The 19,314-nt window shown below is 71.4% G+C and carries 24 protein-coding genes; 16 read left to right on the forward strand and 8 right to left on the reverse strand.

Features of this window, described 5'->3' with window-relative positions; all coding sequences use genetic code 11:
• Positions 1-30: 30 nt before the first annotated feature.
• From JIAGA_RS0103425 to JIAGA_RS27310, 5 genes are all read right to left on the reverse strand, one after another.
• Positions 31-420, reverse strand: coding sequence for a type II toxin-antitoxin system VapC family toxin (locus JIAGA_RS0103425; protein WP_026874582.1), 390 nt, complete (start codon positions 418-420; stop codon positions 31-33).
• The gene (locus JIAGA_RS0103430) at positions 417-644 is read right to left on the reverse strand and encodes a type II toxin-antitoxin system Phd/YefM family antitoxin (RefSeq protein WP_026874583.1); all 228 of its coding nucleotides are present in this window, start codon (positions 642-644) and stop codon (positions 417-419) included. The genes JIAGA_RS0103425 and JIAGA_RS0103430 overlap by 4 nt, the downstream gene beginning before the upstream one ends.
• Before the next feature lie 157 nt (positions 645-801).
• Positions 802-1,728 carry a mycothiol synthase gene (gene mshD, locus JIAGA_RS0103435; protein WP_026874584.1) on the reverse strand — a complete coding sequence of 309 codons (927 nt, stop codon included), beginning with the start codon at positions 1,726-1,728 and terminating at the stop codon, positions 802-804.
• Positions 1,725-2,090, reverse strand: a complete 366-nt coding sequence (locus JIAGA_RS33635) for an alpha/beta fold hydrolase (RefSeq protein WP_084469444.1) — start codon at positions 2,088-2,090, stop codon at positions 1,725-1,727. The genes mshD and JIAGA_RS33635 overlap by 4 nt, the downstream gene beginning before the upstream one ends.
• A gap of 74 nt (positions 2,091-2,164) precedes the next feature.
• Positions 2,165-2,938 carry a response regulator transcription factor gene (locus JIAGA_RS27310; RefSeq protein WP_035812039.1) on the reverse strand — a complete coding sequence of 258 codons (774 nt, stop codon included), beginning with the start codon at positions 2,936-2,938 and terminating at the stop codon, positions 2,165-2,167.
• Positions 2,939-3,030: 92 nt separating this feature from the next.
• Here JIAGA_RS27310 and JIAGA_RS27315 point away from each other — a divergent pair, with 92 nt between their 5' ends.
• The 7 genes from JIAGA_RS27315 to JIAGA_RS0103480 all read left to right on the forward strand — a co-directional run bounded on the left by JIAGA_RS27315 (position 3,031) and on the right by JIAGA_RS0103480 (position 7,464).
• Entirely contained in the window at positions 3,031-3,897 is an 867-nt protein-coding gene (locus JIAGA_RS27315; RefSeq protein ID WP_084469445.1) for an alpha/beta hydrolase, read from the forward strand.
• 8 nt (positions 3,898-3,905) lie between these two features.
• A complete protein-coding gene (locus JIAGA_RS27320) occupies positions 3,906-4,199 on the forward strand; it encodes a MoaD/ThiS family protein (protein ID WP_211239493.1) in 294 nt (97 codons plus the stop codon).
• 84 nt (positions 4,200-4,283) lie between these two features.
• Positions 4,284-5,144, forward strand: coding sequence for a hypothetical protein (locus JIAGA_RS0103455; RefSeq protein WP_157552638.1), 861 nt, complete (start codon positions 4,284-4,286; stop codon positions 5,142-5,144).
• Between the two features lie 54 nt (positions 5,145-5,198).
• A complete protein-coding gene (locus JIAGA_RS0103460) occupies positions 5,199-5,612 on the forward strand; it encodes a thioredoxin domain-containing protein (protein ID WP_026874586.1) in 414 nt (137 codons plus the stop codon).
• Positions 5,613-5,873: 261 nt separating this feature from the next.
• Entirely contained in the window at positions 5,874-6,317 is a 444-nt protein-coding gene (locus tag JIAGA_RS27325; protein ID WP_035812041.1) for a DUF4395 domain-containing protein, read from the forward strand.
• Positions 6,314-7,162, forward strand: a complete 849-nt coding sequence (locus JIAGA_RS0103475; protein ID WP_026874587.1) for a sulfurtransferase — start codon at positions 6,314-6,316, stop codon at positions 7,160-7,162. The genes JIAGA_RS27325 and JIAGA_RS0103475 overlap by 4 nt, the downstream gene beginning before the upstream one ends.
• A 5-nt stretch (positions 7,163-7,167) precedes the next feature.
• Positions 7,168-7,464 carry a DUF1416 domain-containing protein gene (locus tag JIAGA_RS0103480; RefSeq protein WP_026874588.1) on the forward strand — a complete coding sequence of 99 codons (297 nt, stop codon included), beginning with the start codon at positions 7,168-7,170 and terminating at the stop codon, positions 7,462-7,464.
• A gap of 177 nt (positions 7,465-7,641) precedes the next feature.
• On the opposite strand, the gene JIAGA_RS0103485 is transcribed toward JIAGA_RS0103480, so the two are convergent.
• The gene (locus JIAGA_RS0103485; RefSeq protein WP_026874589.1) at positions 7,642-8,004 is read right to left on the reverse strand and encodes a DsrE family protein; all 363 of its coding nucleotides are present in this window, start codon (positions 8,002-8,004) and stop codon (positions 7,642-7,644) included.
• Between the two features lie 156 nt (positions 8,005-8,160).
• Here JIAGA_RS0103485 and JIAGA_RS0103495 point away from each other — a divergent pair, with 156 nt between their 5' ends.
• Both JIAGA_RS0103495 and ygfZ read left to right on the forward strand, forming a co-directional pair.
• Positions 8,161-8,679 (forward strand): heme-binding beta-barrel domain-containing protein, encoded by a 519-nt coding sequence (locus JIAGA_RS0103495; RefSeq protein ID WP_026874590.1) that lies wholly within the window; start codon positions 8,161-8,163, stop codon positions 8,677-8,679.
• A gap of 53 nt (positions 8,680-8,732) precedes the next feature.
• Positions 8,733-9,737, forward strand: a complete 1,005-nt coding sequence (gene ygfZ, locus JIAGA_RS27330) for a CAF17-like 4Fe-4S cluster assembly/insertion protein YgfZ (RefSeq protein WP_051425656.1) — start codon at positions 8,733-8,735, stop codon at positions 9,735-9,737.
• Here ygfZ and dtd read toward each other — a convergent pair.
• Positions 9,700-10,131, reverse strand: a complete 432-nt coding sequence (gene dtd / locus JIAGA_RS0103505; RefSeq protein ID WP_026874591.1) for a D-aminoacyl-tRNA deacylase — start codon at positions 10,129-10,131, stop codon at positions 9,700-9,702. The two genes, ygfZ and dtd, sit on opposite strands and share 38 nt — an antisense overlap.
• A gap of 89 nt (positions 10,132-10,220) precedes the next feature.
• Between dtd and JIAGA_RS0103510 the strand changes: the two genes are divergently transcribed.
• From JIAGA_RS0103510 to JIAGA_RS0103535, 6 genes are all read left to right on the forward strand, one after another.
• A complete protein-coding gene (locus JIAGA_RS0103510) occupies positions 10,221-10,973 on the forward strand; it encodes an SDR family NAD(P)-dependent oxidoreductase (protein WP_026874592.1) in 753 nt (250 codons plus the stop codon).
• An 84-nt stretch (positions 10,974-11,057) separates the two neighbouring features.
• On the forward strand, positions 11,058-12,011 hold the full coding sequence (locus JIAGA_RS0103515; RefSeq protein WP_026874593.1) for an asparaginase: 954 nt from the start codon (positions 11,058-11,060) through the stop codon (positions 12,009-12,011).
• 70 nt (positions 12,012-12,081) lie between these two features.
• Positions 12,082-13,398, forward strand: coding sequence for a glycoside hydrolase family 15 protein (locus JIAGA_RS0103520; protein WP_026874594.1), 1,317 nt, complete (start codon positions 12,082-12,084; stop codon positions 13,396-13,398).
• A 134-nt stretch (positions 13,399-13,532) separates the two neighbouring features.
• On the forward strand, positions 13,533-13,922 hold the full coding sequence (locus JIAGA_RS27335; RefSeq protein ID WP_035812042.1) for a helix-turn-helix domain-containing protein: 390 nt from the start codon (positions 13,533-13,535) through the stop codon (positions 13,920-13,922).
• A gap of 6 nt (positions 13,923-13,928) precedes the next feature.
• Positions 13,929-14,390: a hypothetical protein gene (locus JIAGA_RS0103530; protein WP_026874595.1), complete on the forward strand. Its 462-nt coding sequence runs from the start codon at positions 13,929-13,931 to the stop codon at positions 14,388-14,390.
• A gap of 92 nt (positions 14,391-14,482) precedes the next feature.
• Complete coding sequence (locus JIAGA_RS0103535) at positions 14,483-14,818, forward strand: DUF2516 family protein (protein ID WP_026874596.1); 336 nt, start codon at positions 14,483-14,485, stop codon at positions 14,816-14,818.
• Positions 14,819-14,852: 34 nt separating this feature from the next.
• Here the strand turns inward: JIAGA_RS0103535 and JIAGA_RS0103540 are convergent, their stop codons facing one another.
• Positions 14,853-16,274 carry a Cpe/LpqF family protein gene (locus tag JIAGA_RS0103540; protein ID WP_035813354.1) on the reverse strand — a complete coding sequence of 474 codons (1,422 nt, stop codon included), beginning with the start codon at positions 16,272-16,274 and terminating at the stop codon, positions 14,853-14,855.
• A 334-nt stretch (positions 16,275-16,608) separates the two neighbouring features.
• On the opposite strand from JIAGA_RS0103540, the gene JIAGA_RS27340 reads away from it, so the two are divergent.
• Positions 16,609-19,161: an ATP-dependent Clp protease ATP-binding subunit gene (locus JIAGA_RS27340; protein WP_035812044.1), complete on the forward strand. Its 2,553-nt coding sequence runs from the start codon at positions 16,609-16,611 to the stop codon at positions 19,159-19,161.
• Positions 19,162-19,314 lie beyond the last annotated feature (153 nt).

Below are 19,314 nucleotides of genomic sequence, written 5' to 3' on the forward strand. Positions count from 1 at the left end.
GACGGTAGCTAGGCCCGTGACCGATTCGGCCTATCGCCCGGTGACGACCGGCTCGCCGTAACGCAGAAGGGTCTGATCGAGCGTGACCAGACGCATGTTCTCGGCTCGAGCCTGGGCCACCAGCAGGCGATCGAACGGGTCGCTGTGTATCGGCTCGAGGGTCGCCACGTCCAGCACATGCGGCCCACGGACGTCGAGTTCGCTATAACCGGCCTCGATGGCGCCGTAGCGGAGCCGGCTCGCGTCCACGTCGAAGTCCGCCCGCCCGAGAGCTGTCTTGATGACGATTTCCCAGATCGAGACGACGCTGAACGCCAGCTCGTTCTCCTCATCGGTCAGAACCTCCCGCAGCCGCGACGACATGCGCGCGTCGTCGCGCGCCGCCCACAGGAGTATGTGCGTGTCCAGGAGGTATCTCATGTCTCCGAGCCGGTGAAGCCAGCCTCGATCTGCTCGGCGAACATGTCGTCGAAGTCGTCCGGCACCGGCGGGACCGACCGCAGGAATCCCAGTCTCCGATTCTGTGGCGGCTCCGTGATCGGGATGACGCGAGCGACCGGCTTGCCGGCCTTGGCGATGATGAACTCCTCGTGCACGAGCCGCGAGAGGTGTGTCTTGGCGTCGTGGATGTTGACCGTCTTCATGAGGCCTCCCCTCGCTGAGCCGAACTAACTACTTAGTTCACTCTAGCACCGCCGCTCCACCCCATACTCCCGTTGATCTTGGAGAAAGGGCGGAATCAACCGGACGAATCGGGCCGCGATTCCTCCATTACTCCAAGATCAACGGGGAGGGCCCGCGTCAGCCGCGGCGGTAGGCGACGTCGACGGCGTGACGGCCGAAGCCCAGCTTCTCGTAGAGCCGGACCGCCGCGGCGTTGTCGCCCTCGACGTAGAGCGTGACGGTGCGCACCGCGGCGGTCTCGGCGAGGTACCGCAGGCCGGCGACGGTGAGCACGGCCCCCAGCCCCCGCCCGTGCGCAGCCGGCGAGACACCGAGGACGTACACCTCGCCGATCGGCTCGTCGGTGCCGGCAGCGGCGGGGTTGGGGTCGTGCGGATGCACCTTCGTCCAGTGGAAACCCAGCAGCTCACCGGCGTCGTCCACGGCCAGCAGGAAACCCGCCGGGTCGAAGCCGGGTTCCGCCTCGGCAGCTCGGATGTCGTCGAGCGTCTGCCCGCCCTGCTCCGGATGCCAGCTGAACGCGGCGTTGTTCACCGCGAGCCAGGCTGCCTCGTCCTGGCCGGGAACGAACGACCGCAGCCGGACGCCGCCGGGCAGCGGCGGGTCGGGCAGCGGCTCCGTGCCGGGCCCGACGCCGCGGCGCAGTTGCAGCAGCTCGCGGGCACGGTCCAGGCCATGCCGGCTGGCCAGCGCGGCCGCGGCCGGGTGGTCGCCGTGCGACCACACCCACAGCTCGCCCGGCACCGCCGCCAGCAGGTCGGCCAGCAGCCGGCCGCCGATGCCCTGCCGGCGCCGCGCTGGGTCGACGACGAGCTCGGCCGCCAGCCGGTCGCCCTGCCGGGCCGCGTAGGCCGCGCCGGCGAGCGAGCCGTCCACCGTCGCCGTCAGCGCCACCGTCGTCGTGCCGCCGGGCGCCGCCGGCCACAGGTCGTCGGAGAACGGCGCTGCGCCGTCGGCGGCCCGGGCCCGATCGGCCAGAGCGGTGAGCTCGGGCAGAACCGCGACGTCGAATGAAGTGGACCGGTCGACCCGCACCGTGTTCAGCCCTCGGCCGGCGGCGCCTGCGCGGCTCGCCGCACCGGTGCCACCGTGGCCACCGGTTCCTTCGTCAGGAAGTCCAGGATCAGGGTGTTGACCAGTTCCGGCTTCTCCTGCGTCAGGAAGTGCGAGGTGCCCGGGACGACCGCCAGCTCCGCGTTCGGCATCGCGATGTACATCTCGTCGGCGGTGTGCCCGTGTGCGCGCAGATCCGGCGTGTAGACGCGGACCCGTTCGGCCAGCGCGCCGACGTTCGGCTCGAACCACCGGGCGTCGACCATGCCGCCGTGCAGCAGTACGAACGGGTCACCCGAGCCGTGGACGTCGTACCAGATCCGGGTCGGCCCTACCTGCACGTGATCAGCCATGTGGCCACGCCCCTTCGCCGCGTCCCTTCGAGACGACCCTAACCGCAGCGGGTGGCGTCGAGGCGGCTTCGCGGTCAGTCGGCCATGAAAGCGGCGCGCACCCGCTCGGCGGTGTCGTCGTCGGCGCCCTCCGGCTCAGGCAGCGCGACGTTGGCCGCCGACCGCGGGGACCGGCCCTGTTGCGGCGGGACGAAGCGGTAGCCGACGTTGCGGACGGTGCCGATCAGCGCGTCGTGGTCGGCGCCGAGCTTCGCCCGCAGACGCCGCACATGGACGTCGACCGTTCGGGTACCACCGAAGTAGTCGTAGCCCCACACCTCTTGAAGGAGCTGAGCGCGGGTGAAAACGCGGCCGGGATGCTGAGCCAGGAACTTGAGGAGCTCGAACTCCTTGTACGTCAGGTCGAGTGTGCGCCGGGCCACCTTGGCGGTGTAGGTGGCCTCGTCGATGACGAGGTCGCCGGAGCGGATCTCGTCCGGTGCGTCGTCGCCGACGGCGGCCAGGCGGCCTTGAGCGAGCCGCAGCCGCGCCTCCACCTCGGCCGGACCGGCGGAGTCGAGCAGGACGTCGTCGATGCCCCACTCGGCCGTGACGGCGGCCAGTCCGCCCTCGGTGACGATGGCCATCAGCGGTACATCGATGCCGGTGGTGCGGATGAGCCGAGTCAGGCCACGAGCCTGCGAGAGGTCGCGGCGAGCATCGACGGCGACGATGTCGCCGGTGGGCGCGTCCACGAGCGCGGAGGCCTCGGCCGGCAGCACCCGGACGTCGTGCAGGAGGAAACCCAAGGCAGGCAGGACCTCTGCGGACGGCTGCAGAGAGTTGGTCAGCAAGACGATGGTTGCCATGGTGCGACCTCCCGGCCTGATGAGTCCCATCGAACGCACAAGGGACCTGTCGGCGTCGTCGCCCAGGTCCCTCGTGGGGAAGAATAGCGGACATGTTGGGCCGTTTCCTCCGTCGCACTCCTGACGACGCCCCTCCCGGGGCCGGTGACGCGCGCCCGGCGGCGGTCCGGAGGCTGCTGGCGGCCGACGGAACGCTGCTGTACGCGCACCATTTCCGCCGCCGCGACGACGCCGCCGACGGCGGCGGACGTGGTGGTGGCGACGGTGGTGGCGACGATTTCGCCGTCGTCGTCGCCCACGGGTTCACCCAGAGCTCGCGCAGCCCGCAGATGAAGCGCATCGCCGGGTGGCTGAGCCAGCACGCCGGGGTGGTCCTGCTCGACCTGCGCGGCCACGGCCGTTCCCGCGGCCACTCCACGCTGGGCTGGCGCGAGGTCCTCGACATGGACGCCGCTGTCGGCTGGGCGCGCGCGTTGGGCTACCGGCGGGTCGCCACGCTCGGGTTCTCGCTGGGTTCAGCGGTCGCCATCCGGCACGCGGCCCTGCACCGCGGCGTCGACGCCGTCGCAGCGGTCAGCGTTCCGGGCGAGTGGCACTATCGCGGCACCGCGGCCATGCGCACGCTGCACCGGCTCATCCTGACCAGGCCCGGACGGGGCGTGCTGCGGCTGGCCCGGCGCACCCGGGTCTCGCCGGCCGGCTGGTCCACGCCCGACCCCATCGACGCGCGGGCCGCGGCCGCTGAGGTCGACGTCCCGCTGCTGGTGGTGCACGGCGACCGCGACGACTACTTCCCCCTGCACCACGCCTGGCAGGTCCACATGGCCGCCGCCCGGGGTGACCTCTGGCTGGAGCGCGGGTTCGGCCACGCCGAGGCCGGCGCCACCGAGTCGCTGGTGTCGCGCATCGGCGGCTGGCTGGACCAGCAGACCCGGCGGGTCGCCGCGGTCGAGGTGTGAGGCGGCCGGTGGCACAGGTGCGGTTGCGCTACTGGGCGGCGTTGCGGGCAGCGGCCGGCACGTCGTCACAGGTGGTGGAGGCGGAGACGCTCGCGCAGGCGTTGGGTGCGGCGCGCGCGGCGCACGCCGGCAGCCCGCGGTTCGCCGCCGTCCTGGACATCTGCTCCGTGGTGGTCGACGGCACCCCGGCGGGCGCCCGCGACCACGCCGGCATCGCACTGCGGGACGGTTCGGTGGTCGAGTTGCTCCCACCGTTCGCGGGCGGGAGCGGCGGAGCGGTCAGCCGGCCCTCGACGCGGTGACCGTGATCGGGGAGGTCCGCGACTGTTGTCGAGTTGTTGTCATTTCGGCCCAGGTGTGCCGCGCGCGTCTGGAAGCATTCAGATGTGCCCTCCCTCCAAGCCTCGCTGGCCGTCGCTGCCCTATCGGGCGTGCTGGCCCTCGCGTCGGCGTCCGGGAGCACTCTGCTGGCCGGCGGCGTCGCGCTCGTCGTCCTGATCTTCACGCTGGGCGCGGTGTCCGCGGCCCGGGTCCCGGCGGCCCGGTGGTCCGCCGCGGTGGCCGTCGCTGCCGCCGGTGGCGCGCTGGCATGGACGTGGGCCGATGAGACCTCGGACCTGACGCCCATCGCCGCGCTGCTGGCGCCGACCCTGCTGGTCTCGATCGTGGTCCAGCTGTTGCGCCAGGACGGACGTGCCCGTCTCACCGCGTCGCTGGCGTACTCCGTCACCGCCTGCGTGCTCGCTGTCCTTCCCGTGTGCTGGCTGGCCCTGCACGCCTCGCCCGACGGCCACTACGCCGTCGCGCTGGCGCTGCTCGGCGTCGGCGCGGTCGGCCTGACCGAAGTGGTGCCCATCTCACGGGCGGTGCGCCGGCTCATCGGCGTGCTGGTCGCGGCGGTCGGAACCGGGGTGCTGGTGTTGACCACCGGCTGGGTGTCCGAGGCCGTCCCGGCGGTCAGTGCCGTCGTCGTGGCCACGTTCGCCGGGCTGATGGCGGCGGTCTCGTTCGCGGCGGTGGACCGGCTGGCCGAGGAGTTCAGGCCGCAGCCGGTCCCGGTGTCGGTGAGCGTGGGCGAACCAGCCGGCGCGGACGACGGCTCGTCCGATCCCGGTGACGGCGTCGCCGCGGACCCGGGCGCCGCGCTGCCGCGTGGAGCCGCCGCGTTCCTCCCGCTGCGGGTCAGCCTCCCGTTCGTCGCCGCCGCCCCGGCCGCGTACGTGCTGGGCCGCATCTTCGTCGGCTGACTCACCTGCCGTCACCGGGAATCGGGCGCGCCGGGCGAGGCGTTGTCACCGGATGTGACAGGAGTGTTGATCGTCGTCGGCGTGCTGGCCGCGGCCTCGGTGTTCGGGCTGTGGTGGCGGCGTCGCGACGGACGCGTGGTGGAGGCGACGGTGAACGAGCAGCGACTCGGGCCGACGGAGCTCGGGACCGACCTGGGCTCGCGGGCAACGCTGGTGCAGTTCTCCACGGCGTTCTGCCAGCCGTGCCGGGCGGCGCGGGCCACCCTGTCCCACGTCGCGCGCGAGACCGACGGCGTCGTCCACGTCGAGATCGACGCCGAGCACCATCTCGACCTCGTCCGCCGGCTCGACATCCTGCGCACCCCGACCACGCTGGTGCTCGATTCCAGCGGCCGGGTGGTCCGGCGGGCCAGCGGCGCACCGCGACTGGCGGAGGTGCGGGCGGCGTTGCCGGCGCTGCCGGCCTGAGATTTCCGGCCATTTGGTCGCAGCGTGAGACGGACTGTCTCACGATCTGATCTGCACGGTGACGGCGGTGCAGCTTGCCCCTACTCTCGTGCCTATGTTCCGCACCGAGCTCTGGAAGCGCCGCGCCATCGACTTCGGTCGCGCCGCGTCCATGCTCTGTCGCATCTCCTGACAGGGAACGGCCGCGCCGTATTCGCCGGCGCTGATCACCCCTTCCGTTCCTGACGCACGTCTCACGTTCCGTCCCACGTCAGGAGGACCATGCCGAGCAGAATCGACCCACGCGGCCAGCGCTTCGCGGCCGCTGTCACCACGCTCGTCCTCGCGATCGTCCTGGTGACCGGCAGCGGCTGGCTGCTGGCCGCCCAGGGAGTCGTGTTCGCGGCCGGCGCGTTCGCCGGGCCGGCCCGCTCGCCGTACGGGCTGCTCTTCGCGCGCCTGGTCCGACCGCGGCTCGGACCGCCGGTCGAACTCGAGGACGCCGCACCGCCGCGATTCGCCCAGGCCGTGGGCCTGGCGTTCGCCGTCGTCGGGGTCGTCGGGTTCGCCTCCGGGCTGACCGTGCTCGGCTACGTCGCTGCCGGGGCCGCCCTTGCGGCGGCGTTCCTGAACGCTGCCTTCGGCTTCTGCCTGGGCTGTGAGCTGTACCTCGCCTACCGGCGTCTGTCCCCATCCCAACCCAACCCCACGGAGGTCGCGCCATGAGCCGCGAGTCCAGCCTCGTCTCGGCCGATTGGGTCGAGCAGAACCTCGACAACCCGAAGGTGGTGCTCGTCGAGGTCGACGAGGACACCGCCGCGTACGACAAGAACCACATCCGCGGTGCGGTGAAGGTCAACTGGTCCACCGACCTGCGGGACCCGGTGCGTCGTGACTTCGTCAGCAAGGAGCAGTTCGAGGCGCTCCTGAGCGGCCTGGGCATCTCGAACGACGACACCGTCGTCCTCTACGGCGGCAACAACAACTGGTTCGCCGCCTACGCGTACTGGTACTTCAAGGTCTACGGCCACGGCGACGTCCGCCTGCTCGACGGCGGCCGCAAGATCTGGGAGCTGGAGAGCCGCGAGCTCGTCGACACCGTCCCGGACCGCCCGGCCACCACCTACACCGCCTCGGACCCGGACAACTCCATCCGCGCCTTCCGCGACGAGGTCATCGCCGCCATCGGCGCGCAGAACCTCGTCGACGTCCGCTCGCCCGACGAGTACGCCGGCCGGCTGCTGGCCCCGGCCCACCTGCCGCAGGAGGTCTCGCAGGTCGCCGGGCACATCCCGACCGCGGCCAACGTCCCGTGGAGCAAGGCGGCCAACGACGACGGCACGTTCCGCTCCGACGACGAGCTGCGCCAGATCTACGGCGACGCCGGTGTCGACTTCGGCAAGGACACCATCGCGTACTGCCGCATCGGCGAGCGCTCCTCGCACACGTGGTTCGTGCTGCGGGAGATCCTCGGTGTGCAGAACGTGAAGAACTACGACGGCTCGTGGACCGAGTACGGCTCGCTCGTGGGCGTGCCGGTCGCCACCGGCGACGAGCCCGGGACGGTCTGATCGCGATGTGCGGAGCAACCACCGGCGGCGTGTCCCTCGACGGCGTCGACGTCTCGAAGCAGACCGTGATCCAGGGCGTCGTGCACCATGACGACGCACCGCTGGCCGGCGCGTACGTCCGGCTGCTCGACGCCACGGGCGAGTTCACCGCCGAGGTGCCGACCAGCGTCACCGGCCAGTTCCGGTTCTTCGCCGCGCCCGGCACCTGGACGCTGCGGACGCTGGCGCCCGGCGCCCAGCCCGTCGACCGCGCCGTGGTCGCCCAGTTAGGCATCACCGAGGTGGACGTCCGCGTCGCCTGAGCGCCCCCGAACGGGGTCGGCTACCGCCGGCCCCGTTCCGCTCTCCGCCGCCCCCACTCCCCGTTGATCTTGGAGTAACTACGGTATTGCTGGGCGATTTGCCCGATTGATTCCGCGCTTACTCCAAGATCAACGGGAAGTGGGGGGTGTCGGCTGGGTGACTGCGGCTGTCCGACGTCAGTAGACGAGGGCGCGGACGCCGTCGGCCATGATCTCCTCGACGAAGGTGGGCGCACCGGCGATCCGGACCCCGGGGATGACGTCGCCGGGGCCGATGTCGCGCCGCGCCGCGCACTGCGTGCACAGGGTGACGGTGCCGCCGGCGATCAATGCGTCCAGCAGGTCGGGAAGCGGTGCCGCGTGCGGCAGCGAGAACTCGGCCGCCCGGCCGGGCAGTGCGAACCACGCGGATTCGCCGGTCAGCCACAGCGATACGGTCGCGCCCGCGGCCAGCGCGGTCGACGCGACGGTGAATGCCTGCGAGCACCGCTCCGGGGCGTCCGAGCCGGCAGTGACCTTGACCACGAGCGTGCGATCCATGGGACGCAAGACTATGCCGCCCGGAGCCGACCAGTAGACTCTGTTCCGTGCTCGAACTCGTCTTCACCAGCATCCTGATCCTGGTCGCCGCCGCAGCCGGGCTGATGGCCGTGTTCGTGGTGTACAAGCTGTACAAGGGCCAGGCCTGACCACGCCGTGATCGAGATCCCGGACGACCTTCACCCGGCGTGCCTGCCCATCGCATGGCTGCTCGGCCGCTGGGAGGGCGCCGGCGTCGGCGACTACCCGACCATCGAGGCGTTCCGGTTCGGCCAGGAGGTCGAATTCACCTACGTCCCGGGCAAGCCGTTCCTCTCCTACACCAGCCGCAGCTGGATTCTCGACGACGACGGCAACCTCGTCCGGCCGGCGGCCCGTGAGACGGGGTACTGGCGGCCGCAGGAGAACGACGAGATCGAGGTGCTGCTGACGCACCCGACGGGGTTCGTCGAGATCTACATCGGTCAGATCGAGCCGGCCAAGGTCGAGATCGCGACCCGTGGCGTGCTGAAGACCGAGACGGCCAAGGACTACCGCACCGGCCACCGGCTCTACGGCCTGGTCAACGGCGCGTTGATGTACGTCTACGAGATGTCGGCCATGGGGCACGAACTGCAGCCGCACCTGTCCGCTGAGTTGAAGCGGGTGGCCGGAGCCTCCGACGCGCGGGACTAGCGACCCCGAGGCCCGAGGGATGGTTCCGGCCGCATCGGGTGTTCGATAGGAGCATGGAGTCCTACCGCAGCCCACTGCTCGAGCGGCCCGGCGCCGTCGAGGCCACCGAGCCGGACACGGGTGTCGCGGCGCATTACGGCGACCCGTTCCGTGAGCAGCGCCGGCTGGCCGGCGGGGACGGCGCCGTCGACCTCTCGCACCGCGGTGTCGTCCGGGTGAGCGGGCCGGACCGGCTGACCTGGCTGCACCAGCTCCTCACTCAGCACGTCGAGCGCCTCGAGCCGCACCGCGGCACGTCGGCGCTTGTCCTCGACGCTCATGGCCGGGTCGAGCACGCCCTGTACGGGGTCGACGACGGCGACGCCTTCTGGTTCCACGTCGAGCCGGGCACCACGGCGGGTCTCGCCGGCTACCTGGAGTCGATGAAGTTCTGGTCCCAGGTCGAGGTGGCCGACGTCACCGCCGACTACGCCGTCGTGTGGGAGCCGGTCACGTCGCCGGCCGACGGGTACCTCAGCCGGGTCACCGACCGGGGTCGCGACGTCTTCCTGCCGCGCGCGGAACTCGCCGGGTACGTCGAGGAGCCCGCGGGCGTCTGGGCGTACGAAGCGCTGCGCATCGAGGCGCACGAGCCGCGGCTGGGTCTCGAGACCGACGAGCGCACCATCCCGCACGAAGTCGGCTGGATCGGCACCGCCGTCCACCTCGACAAGGGTTGCTACCGCGGGCAGGAGACGGTCGCGCGCGTACACACGCTGGGCCGGCCGCCGCGCCGCCTGGTCATGCTGCACCTGGACGGGTCGGTCGACCACCTGCCCGACCACGGTGACCCCGTCGAGCTGGACGGCCGCACGGTCGGCACCGTCGGGTCGGCGGCCCGGCACCACGAGCTCGGGCCGATCGCCCTCGCCGTCGTCAAACGGAACACCCCCACCGACGCCGAGCTGCTCGCCGGTGGTGTCGCCGCCGCTCAGGAGGTCGTCGTCGACCCCGAGGCCGGGCTGCACGTGCGCGCCCAGCTCACGCCTCCAGGATCAGCGTCACCGGGCCGTCGTTGACGAGGCTGACCTGCATGTCGGCGCCGAACTCGCCGGTCTCGACCTGGGCGCCCAACCCGCGCAAGGCGGCGACGAACTCGCCGACGAGCGGCTCGGACACCGGGCCGGGCGCGGCCGCACCCCACGACGGCCGGCGCCCCTTTGCGGTGTCGGCGTACAGGGTGAACTGGCTGACGACGAGCAGCGGGGCGCCGACGTCGGAGGCCGAGCGTTCGCCGTCGAGAATGCGCAGCCCCCACACCTTCCGCGCGAGCTTCGCCGCCGTCGCGGCGTCGTCGTCGTGCGTGACGCCCACCAGGACCAGCAGTCCCTGACCGTCGGGATCGACGGCGCCGACGACCTCGCCGCCGACCTGGACCGACGCTGACGTCACCCGCTGCACCACTGCGCGCATGCCACCGAATCCTGCCAGTTCCCACCGACAGGTAGCGCCGCGTCCGATTGCCGCCAGCGTCGCGCCCGGTGTCCACGCAGGATCGAGGCATGAACACAACAACGACGCGGCTCACCGCTCGGGCCGCGATGATCATCGGAGGCAGCAGGGGCATCGGCGCGGCAGTGGCGCGTCGCTTGGCGAGCGAGGGCGCCGATGTCGCCTTCACCTACCGCGACGGCGCCGAGGCGGCTGCCGCGCTGGTCGCCGAGATCGAGGCCGCCGGACGGCGCGCACTGGCGATCCGCGCCGACAGCGCCGACGCCACTGCGGTGCACTCCGCCGTCGACACCGCGGCCGACCAGTTCGGCCGATTGGACGTGCTGGTCATCAACGCCGCGCTGTACCCCGTCGCCCCGATCGACGAGATCGGTTTGGAGGAGTTCGACCGCACCATCGCCGTCAACGTCCGGGGGCCGTTCGTCGCCGCGACGGCCGCGGCACGCCACCTCACCGACGGCGGCAGCATCGTCACCATCGGCAGTAACGTGGCAGAACGCATGCCCTTCCCGGGGCTCGGGCTCTACACGCTGAGCAAGACGGCACTGGTCGGGCTGACCAAGGGGCTGGCCCGCGATCTGGGCGGGCGGGGGATCCGGGCCAATCTGGTGCACCCCGGCCCCACCGACACCGAACTCAATCCCGCCGACGGGCCGTACGCGGACACCATCCGCAGCTTCACCGCGCTCGGCCGGTACGCCGAGCCGGCCGAGATCGCCGCCACCGTCGCCCATCTGGCCAGTGACGACGCCCGATACATCACCGGGGCGTCGTTGATGGTGGACGGCGGCTTCACGGTCTGACCGATTCGACCAGGTTCCACCCCCGCGGGCGCTCGGCGTGACAGGATCGACGGCGGCGTATCGGCGCGGGTCGAGGAGAGCGAGATGCACGCGGGCAGGGCGGTCCTGGTGGCGGAGGTGGTGCGGTCCGGACTGGTGGAGTCCCGGCACCATGGCACGGTCGTGGGGTTGGCCAGTGACGGCTCCCTGGCGTTCCAGGGCGGCCGTGCGGGCCACCCCATGTACCCGCGCTCGGCCAACAAACCGGCGCAGGCCGCCGCGATGGTGCGGCTGGGCCTGCCGCTCGACGGGGAACTGCTCGCGCTCGCCGCCGCCAGCCACTCCGGCGAGACCTTCCACCAGGACGGGGTGCGGCGCATCCTGGCCCAGGCCGGCCTGGGCCAGGGCGCACTGCGCAACACCCCGGGCTGGCCCATCGACCCGACGGTCATGGTCGAGTACGTGCGGTCCGGTGGCGCCCCGTCGTCGCTGGCGGCCGACTGCTCCGGCAAGCATGCGGCCATGCTGCTGACCTGCGTCGTCAACGGCTGGCCGACCGACGGCTACCTGAACGCCGAGCATCCGCTGCAGCGGGCCGTCCACGACACCGTCGCCGAGCTGGCCGGTGAGGCCATCGCCCACGCCGGCGTCGACGGGTGTGGCGCACCGCTGTTCGCGCTGACGCCGGGCGGACTGGCCCGGATGTTCCGCTCCCTCGCCACCGCCGCGCCCGGGACCCCGGAGCGCCGCGTCGTCGATGCGATCCAGACCCACCCGGAGTACACCAGCGGCACCACCCGCGACGAAGCCGAGCTGATCAACGGTGTGCCCGGACTGTTCTGCAAGGGCGGCGCGGACGCGGTCATGGCGGCCGCGCTGGACGACGGGCGGGCGGTCGCGGTGAAGATCGACGACGGTGGATCGCGGGCTCGGACGGTGGTGCTGGTGGCGGCGCTGCAGAAGCTCGGGGTCGAGGCGCCGGTGTTGGAGAAGCTGGCCACGGCGCCGGTCCTGGGCGGCGGCATCCCCGTCGGGGAGATCCGCGCCGCACTGCCCTGACGAACGGCGGGCGTCCACGGCGTGACACCGCGGCAAACGACAGCCGTCCCGGACCACGTACCCTTGTATCGTGCGTTCGTCCCGCCGCCTCCGATGGCGCATCGGACTTCCGGCGGTGATCATCGTCATCGCCGCCCTCAGCCTGGCCCCCTCCCGGGGGACTGTGCTGGATCTGCGCGCATCCGGCGCCATCGTCGAGCCGGGCGGCACCGTCGCTACCGTGCCGGCGGAGACCACCGAGACATTCATCCCCGGCACGAGCGTGCTGTCCTCGGCCGACCGCACCGATCCCGCCGTCGCGCAGCAAATCGAGGACGACCGCGACTGGCTCGCCGACGGCCACGTGCCGGGCGCCGGCACCCCGTATGCCGGCATGGCCGAACGCTCGCTACTCGACCTGCGGGTGCTGACGTCGGCATCCGGGGCGCTCATGGCGGCACCGGTCACCGCGTGGCGGCACGTCTGGCCGCGGGACGCGTCGTTCGCGGTGGCCGCCTACGCCGCCACCGGTCACCACGACGACGCCGCCGACGTGCTCGGCTTCCTGGCCCGGGTGGCGCCGGCCGACGGGCAGTGGGAGGCGCGGTACCTCGCCGACGGGTCCGGCACCCCCGACGACCGCCCCAAACAGCTCGACGGCACCGGCTGGGTGCTCTGGGCGGTCTGGATGTTCGCCGAGACGGCCGCCGACCAGGCACAGGCCGACGAGGTGCTCGAGCTGATGAGGCCCTCGGTGGTGGCGTCCGCTGACGCGATCATGGCCGAGCTGGGCGAGGACGGGCTGCCGGCGCCGTCGTCGGACTACTGGGAGAAGCGGGAGTCCGAGCTGACGCTGGGGGTGGCGGCACCGATGTCGCTGGGCCTGCGCGCCGCCGCCGCGCTGGCGCCCCGGTTGGGCGTCGACGCGACGGAGTGGAGCGCCGCCGCCCGCCGGCTCGACCAGGCCATCGAGGACGAGTTCGGCGCGCACGGCTACCCGCGCACGGTTCCCGACGGCGGCGCCGACGCGGCCGTCTCGTTCCTCGCCCCGCCGTTCGCACCGGCCACGCCGCAGGTCAGCGATGCCGTCCGCGAGACCGAGAGCGCCCTGCTGGTCCCCAACGGCGGCCACCGTCCGGGTGAGGCGTGGCGCAAGGACGTCGACGTCGCGTGGACCCCGGAGACCGGGCTGCTGGCACTGGCGCTGGCTGGCACCGGCGACCGCGAGGACGCCGAGCGGCTGCTGACGTTCCTCGACACCTACCGCACGCCGCTGGGTTCACTGCCGGAGAAGGTCGACTCGGAGGCCAAGCCGGCCTCCGTCGCGCCGTTGGCGTGGACGTCGTCGCTGGTGCTGCTCACGCTGGCGCAGCTGGAGGGCGGCCTGCCCGTCGTCCCCGCCGCCTGACCCGGAAATGATCACGTTCGGCATGGGTGTTCCCGCTCCTCGACGCATGCTTGCCTGGTGAAGCGGGAACACGCCTGAGCGCAGGCGCTAGCCACTGTTTGCATCTGCTTGCTCTTGTTAGCTACAGTCGAGGCATGACACGGCCCGGCATCGGCGAGTTCCTGAAGGAGCAGCGCCGCACCGCGCAACTGTCGCTGCGTCAGCTCGCCGACCTGGCCGGCGTGAGCAACCCCTACCTGAGTCAGATCGAGCGCGGCCTGCGCAAACCATCGGCCGAGGTGCTCCAGCAGCTGGCCAAGGCGCTGCGCATCTCGTCCGAGGCGCTCTACGTCCGGGCCGGCCTGCTGGACGAACCCAGCGGCGACCACGAGGTCGAGGACGCCATCCTCGCCGACCCGGTCCTCGACGAGCAGCAGAAGCGCGCGCTGCTCGACGTCTACCGATCGTTCCGTGCCGCCAAGCTCGGCCTGGACGCAACGTCGGGTTCCGACGCCACCAGCGACATTCCGAACCCGGAGAGGTGAATCATCATGCCCACCACGCCCACCACCGACCGCAAGCCCGTCTACGCTGTCGCCGGCGCCGCTGACGCCGCCGTCGCGGCCCTGCGTGAACTGCCGGCCAAGGTCTCCGAGGCCGTCGCCGACGACAAGCTGCGCGACGAGTTCCGCAGCCGCTTCGCCGAGCTCCCGGCCGACGTCAAGGCGTTCCGCGCCGGCTTCCCCGACCTGCTGCTGCAGGCCCAGTCGAAGGCGTCCGACCTGCCGCAGCGGGTTCGCGAGATGCTCAACCAGGCCGGTCGCGAGGCCGGCAAGGCCTACGAGGAGTGGGCCCTGCGCGGCGAGGGTGTCGTGACCCGGCTGCGCGGCCAGTACGGCCCGGCCGTCGACGGGGCCATCGCCTCGGTGCGCGGCCGTGTGGCCGACGCCGCCGACGAGGTCGCGGAGGCCACCGAGAAGGCCGCCGACGATCTCCAGGCGAAGAAGGGTTGACCCGCCCGAGATGACAACCGCCCGGCGCCGAGGAGGCGCCGGGCAGTTGTCGATCATGTCCGGATCGCCGCACGGTCACGTACAGTGGACGCGTGGACGGTTTCGGGAACTTCCAATCCGGGCTGATGCTGCTGCTGGGCGTGGCCGCGCTGGCGTTGAAGGGCTACGCCTTCATCGACGCTGTCCGGGTCCCCACCCAGTCCTTTCCCGCCGCCGGGAAGCTGACGAAGCCGATCTGGCTTGGCATCCTCGGCGTGGCGGTGCTGGTCGAGATCGCCGTGTTCCCGGCGCCCCTGTTCTTCGTCAACCTGCTGGGTGTCGTGGGCGCCGCGGTGTACCTCGTCGACGTCCGCCCGGCGGTCCGGGCCATCGGCGGCGGCGGGCGGCGCGACTCCAACACCCACGACGGCCCTTACGGGCCCTGGTAGGCCACCGGCTCCTGGCCGCCGGCCGGGACGCCGATTACTCCTCGGAGAGCAGCCGGAATGCGTCCTCGGCCAGCGAGAAGAACGCCGCATGGTCGGCCAGGGCCGCTTCGTCCGGCGCCGCGGCCTGCATGACGTAGACGAACCGCTCGCCGTCCTCCCGCTCGCCGTACCACGAGCCGGTGACGACGCCCGGGGCGCTGCCGCCCTTGTAGGCCACGTAAGGCCAGGCCGACTCGTCGATGGTCACGCCCCGGTTGTGGCCGAGGATCGTGCGCAGCATCTGCGCATCCGCTGGATCGGCGTCGGGACCCTCGCCGTCGTGCAAGGACGCCAGCACCGCGCAGATGTCCCTGGCCGAGCCGAACCAGTCGACGCCGAAGGTCCAGGCAGGATCGTCGACGTCGCGAGCTGACACCGTCAGTGCCCCGTCCGGCATCGCCCCGAGGAGGTCCCGGCGTTCGTCGGGGCCCGCGGCCTGCCAGTCGTCACGCAGGTCGTCCGGCCCCCAGCCGATGGTGAAGAAGTCGCGGGTGGTCAGGAAGGGCACGTTGCGGGCCGGGTCCGCGTGACCCATCTGCGCCATCGCCGTCTCGACGGCGTCCCGGCCGACCAGCTCGGTGAGCAGGTCCGACGCGGTGTTGTCGCTGATCGCGATCATGCCGGCGGCGGCCTGTGCCACGGACACCTGGGCGCCGTCGGGTTCGTTCTGTAGCTCCCCGGACGGCAGGCTGCGGGTGTCGGGGGTGATGGTCAGCTGGTCGTCCCAGCGAGCCTGGCCGGTGTGGACGGCCTGGGCGACAGCGCCCAGCACGTACAGCTTGAAGATGGAGGCCATCGGACGGGGCTGGGCGGAGTCGATCTCGGCGATTGGCTCGCACGTGTCGTCGTCGCCGACCCGGGCGGCGAGCAGGCTGACGTCGGCGTCCAGGCCGGTGAGCCGCTCGTGGACCTCCGCCCACGACTCCGCCGGGGCCGTGGTCGCGCCGGTGTCCGGCTGGAAGAACAGCGCGCTGATCGCACCGTCGTCGTCGACGGAGATGACCATGCGCCACGGCTCGCCGCTGCCGTCGTGCAGCCGGACGACGGCGTCCGCGCCGGCCTCGTCGACGTCGACGGGCCGCCACGGGCCGGCCGGGCGGAGTTGGTCGAACACCGCGGGGATGTCCTCCGCCGGGACCTCGCCGAGGAACACGTCGGCGAAGTGCTCTTCGGCTTGCGCCGGGGACGGGCCGGTGTCGGCGGCCAGCTGGTCGAGCACCCACTGGGCCTGCCGGCCGGCGGGCGAGTCCGGCAGCACGACCGGCGGCGCGACGGTGGCGGTGCCCTCGGTGGCGAAGGGCTGGCTGGGGGCGGGGTCAGACCCCGCGCCGCCGTCGTGAGTGCAGCCGGTGACGGCCAGGCCGAGGGCTGCCGCGACCGCGAGCGTCCGGGCGGCCGACGGCGACGACCGACGCATCCGGACCGCACCGCGCACTCGCCCACCCCGCCGTCGTCGACTCCGATCCCCGCCTGCCACCCTACGAAAAGGAGCCCCGGACGGCTGCCGGTGGCGCGCCACCGGCAGGCCGGTACGCTTCGCCAGCAGCGAACGAGAGGCTCCAGGGGCCTTTGGGGTGGAACATCGGGTACCAAGCATGGTGTTCTTGCAGGCACGGTAAGTACGACATCCGCCGCCGTCTCGATCCCGCCGTACCGCACGGGAGAGTGGCGGGCGACGGATATAGCATCGAGTGAGTCAGATGTGGAGCTCCCCGTCTCCACAGCCGACCGCTCGGCAAGGAGCGCCACTGATGTTCGAGAGGTTCACCGACCGCGCGAGGCGCGTTGTCGTCCTGGCCCAAGAAGAGGCCAGGATGCTCAACCACAACTACATCGGCACCGAGCACATCCTTCTCGGACTCATCCACGAGGGCGAGGGTGTGGCGGCGAAGGCGCTCGAGAGTCTCGGCATCTCGCTCGAGGCCGTGCGTCAACAGGTCGAGGAGATCATCGGCCAGGGGCAGCAGGCACCCAGCGGGCACATCCCGTTCACGCCGCGTGCCAAGAAGGTGCTGGAGCTGAGCCTGCGCGAGGCGCTCCAGCTCGGCCACAACTACATCGGCACCGAGCACATCCTTCTCGGACTCATCCGCGAGGGCGAGGGCGTCGCCGCCCAGGTCCTGGTGAAGCTCGGGGCCGATCTCAATCGGGTCCGGCAGCAGGTCATCCAGCTGCTTTCCGGCTACCAGGGCGGCAAGGAAGCGGCGACGGCCGGCGGCGGCCCACAGGGTGAGGCGCCGTCCAGCTCGCTCGTTCTCGACCAGTTCGGCCGCAACCTGACCCAGGCTGCTCGTGAGGGCAAGCTCGACCCGGTCATCGGCCGCGAGAAGGAGATCGAGCGGGTCATGCAGGTGCTGTCCCGCCGCACCAAGAACAACCCGGTGCTGATCGGCGAGCCCGGCGTCGGCAAGACCGCCGTCGTCGAGGGGCTGTCACAGGCCATCGTCAAGGGCGAGGTGCCTGAGACGCTGAAGGACCGGCACGTCTACACGCTCGACCTCGGTGCCCTGGTCGCCGGTTCGCGCTACCGCGGTGACTTCGAGGAGCGGTTGAAGAAGGTCCTGAAGGAGATCCGTACCCGCGGCGACATCATCCTGTTCATCGACGAGATCCACACGCTGGTGGGTGCCGGTGCCGCCGAGGGCGCCATCGACGCTGCGTCGATCCTGAAGCCGATGCTGGCCCGGGGCGAGCTGCAGACCATCGGCGCCACCACGCTCGACGAGTACCGCAAGTACGTCGAGAAGGACGCCGCCCTGGAGCGCCGCTTCCAGCCCATCCAGGTGCAGGAGCCCACGCTCGCGCACACCATCGAGATCCTCAAGGGGCTGCGCGACCGGTACGAGGCGCACCACCGAGTGTCCATCACCGACGGTGCCCTGGTGGCGGCGGCTCAGCTGGCCGACCGCTACATCTCCGACCGGTACCTGCCGGACAAGGCCATCGACCTCATCGACGAGGCCGGCGCCCGGCTGCGCATCCGCCGCATGACCGCACCGCCGGACCTGCGCGAGTTCGACGACCGCATCGCCGACGTCCGCCGCGAGAAGGAGTCCGCGATCGACTCGCAGGACTTCGAGAAGGCCGCGTCGCTGCGCGACAAGGAGAAGCAGCTCATCGCGCAGAAGATCGAGCGCGAGAAGCAGTGGAAGGCCGGCGACCTCGACGTCGTCGCCGAGGTCGACGACGAGCTGATCGCGGAGGTGCTGGCGTTCTCCACCGGCATCCCGGTCTTCAAGCTCACCGAGGAGGAGACCTCCCGGCTGCTGCACATGGAGGACGAGCTCCACAAGCGGATCATCGGCCAGGAGGACGCCATCTCGGCGCTGTCCAAGTCGATCCGCCGTACCCGCGCCGGCCTGAAGGACCCGAAGCGTCCGGGTGGTTCGTTCATCTTCGCCGGCCCGTCCGGTGTCGGTAAGACGGAGCTGTCCAAGACGCTCGCGGAGTTCCTGTTCGGTGACGAGTCGGCGCTGATCCAGCTCGACATGAGCGAGTTCTCCGAGAAGCACACCGTCTCGCGGCTGTTCGGCTCCCCGCCTGGCTACGTCGGGTACGAGGAAGGTGGCCAGCTGACTGAGAAGGTGCGACGGCGTCCGTTCTCGGTCGTGCTCTTCGACGAGGTCGAGAAGGCCCACCCGGACATCTTCAACTCGCTGTTGCAGGTGCTCGAGGACGGCCGGCTGACCGACGCGCAGGGCCGGGTCGTCGACTTCAAGAACACCGTGATCATCATGACCACGAACCTGGGTACCCGCGACATCGCCAAGGGTGTCAACCTCGGGTTCTCGGCGGGCGACGACGTCGGCGGCAGCTACGACCGGATGAAGGCGAAGGTCACCGAGGAGCTCAAGCAGCACTTCCGGCCGGAGTTCCTCAACCGTGTCGACGACATCGTGGTGTTCCACCAGCTGACCCAGGACGAGGTGCTGCGCATCGTCGACCTGCGGATCGCCGAGCTGGACGAGCGCCTGCGCGACAAGGACATGGGCCTGGAGCTGACCCAGTCGGCCAAGGAGCTGCTGGCCAAGCACGGGTTCGACCCCGTCCTGGGTGCCCGGCCGCTGCGCCGGACCATCCAGCGCGAGATCGAGGACACGCTGTCGGAGAAGATCCTGTTCGGCGAGCTCAAGGCCGGCGAGATCGTGCTGATCGACGTCGAGAGCGAGGGCCCCGGCGCCGGTACCACGTTCAGCTTCGCCGGAAGCCCCAAGTCCGAGCTGCCCGAGGCGCCGGCACCGGTCGCTGCCGGTGCGTCCGGTTCCACGGGAGGCACGTCCAAGCACGACAAGGCGCCGTCGTAAGGCGTCAAGGCCTTACCACAGAGAACGGCCCCGCCCCCGGACTCCGGTCCGGACGGCGGGGCGGTTCTCTGTTCGTCGGGCGAACTCCCGCTTCACCAGGCAAGCATTCCTGGGGAAGCGGGAGCAGCCATGCCGAACGTGATCATTTCCACC

This window comes from Jiangella gansuensis DSM 44835 (assembly GCF_000515395.1).
Taxonomy (GTDB): Bacteria; Actinomycetota; Actinomycetes; order Jiangellales; family Jiangellaceae; genus Jiangella; species Jiangella gansuensis.